Raw genomic sequence first — 1910 nt, forward strand, 5'->3', positions numbered from 1 at the left:
GGCGGAGACCGCCCGGGGCGCCCGATCGGCTGACGCGGCCGCCGGCGGGCGTCACTCGCAGGCGTCGCCGATACGGCCCTGACCTGGGCGATGTACTGCCGCAACGCCTTCTCGGTGCCGGTGCACGCCGGGCCGGGGCCGCTGCTCAGCGTCCCGCACCCACCCAGCAGACCGGACGCGCCGAGCGCCATCGCGCCCCCGGCCAGCGCTCGAACAACCCCGTACCGCATCGCAGCCTCCCGCTCGTCCGCCACGGGCCATGATCCCGTGCGGGCTCCGCACATGCTTCCGCACCCCGGTCACGCCGCGGCGCCGCCCGGACCGACCGGTCGATGACGGGCGCGGGCGCCCGCCGTCCCGCCTGCTGTGACGTGCTCAGAAGGGGCCCGGGTTCGCCCGTTCCCTGCGCGACCGGGCGCCCGTACGGACCGCTTCGGCGGGCCGCCCGGCGCCCTCATCGAACTGACCGCGCGCTGACCTGCGGACTCTCACCCACTGTCAGGAGCCTGGGCTCTTTGGTCCCGTTCGCCCATGTAGCGTAGGCAGTCGCGCGGGGACGAGCACGCTAGAACAGGGGGTGGCGGCCGTGGCGGACGCGTGGCGACCCACGTCGGAACTGGAGCACCGTCTGCAGGAGACCGTACGGGCCGGAGACCAGGAGAGCTACTTCCGCCTCATCGCGGACAGCGAACTGGTCGTTCCCGTCCCGCCCGACCTGGTGGACGGCATGCTCGCGGGCGAGGCGCAGCCGTCGTGGCCGACCCAGGAGGAGGACGGCCGGACCCACGTGCTGGTCTACACCTCGGCGTCGGCGATGCGCGCCTGCCTCGGCCCGGCCTACGAGCACTTCATGACGGTCCGCTTCGGTGAGATCGCCGAGACGTGGCCCGACAACCGCTGGTGGCTCGCCATCGACGCCCCCGGCCACGGTGTCCGGACCGTCCTGCCGATCGAGGCGCGGCTCCCGTCCTGGTTCGTCCGCCAGGTGGCCGAGGGCGACGGCCGCCCGCCCCAGGTCGGGCGCGCGTCCGCGCCGTGGGAGGAACTCCGCGACCAGCACCGCGACCTGCCCCGCGAGTCGCCGCGGCAGGAGTTCAGGCCCGCCAACGACGTCGAACGCGAACTGCTGCGGGCCGCGGCCAACAACGACCACGACCTGTTCCTGCAGACGCTCGCGTCCACCGAGGTCCTGCTGCCCGTCCCGGACGAGACCGACTACACGATGCGGCCCGGCCGTCCCGGCTTTCCCTGGCAGACACGCGAGGTCGACGGCTCCACCGTCGTGCCGGTCTTCACCTCTCCCGAACGCCTGACCGAGGCGGCCCGCGCAGCCGGGACCGGCACCGAGTACATCCAGCTGCCGTTCACCGTCACGCTGCGCTACTGGCCGGACCACGACTGGCTGCTGGCCATCAACTCCGGCTCCCCCGCCGGCGGCACCGTCCTCGCCCAGCAGCTCCCCGGCCTCGCCACCTGGGCCGACCAGCGCGCCGCCCAGCGCATGACGAACGGCTTCGAGCCGCAGAACGACGTCGAGGGGCGCCTGTTCGACGCCGCGCGCCGCCGCGACACCGACGCCTTTTTCAAGATCCTCCTCGGCGCGCAGGTCCTCGTGCCCGCCGACCCCGACACCCCCTGGGGCATCGTCCCCGGCGACTCCGGCTTCCCGTGGCGGCCGGTCCCCGTCCACGGCCGCACCTCCATCCAGGTCTTCACGTCGCTGAAGTGGATGAACGAGGCCATCGGCTCGTCGCGCTTCATCATGCCGACGCTCATGGACATGGTCTCCGCCTGGCCCGACACCGAGTGGGACCTCGTCCTCAACCCGGGCACCCCCATCGACGCGACCATGCCCGGCGACAAGGTCCGCTCCCTCGGCGGCCCCCCGGCCAGGGACCCCGCGACTCCCC

Annotated in this window: 2 protein-coding genes; one reads left to right on the forward strand and one right to left on the reverse strand. The window is 73.6% G+C overall.

Annotated features, from left to right (window positions below; genetic code table 11):
- A partial coding sequence (locus E1281_RS41610; RefSeq protein ID WP_207943790.1) for a hypothetical protein occupies positions 1–230 on the reverse strand: 230 nt, incomplete at its 3' end.
- A 356-nt stretch (positions 231–586) separates the two neighbouring features.
- On the opposite strand from E1281_RS41610, the gene E1281_RS39420 reads away from it, so the two are divergent.
- Positions 587–1910 (forward strand): SseB family protein (locus tag E1281_RS39420; RefSeq protein ID WP_165959323.1); only part of this gene is annotated, 1324 nt, incomplete at its 3' end.

This window comes from Actinomadura sp. KC345, assembly GCF_004348515.1.
Taxonomy (GTDB): domain Bacteria; phylum Actinomycetota; class Actinomycetes; order Streptosporangiales; family Streptosporangiaceae; genus Spirillospora.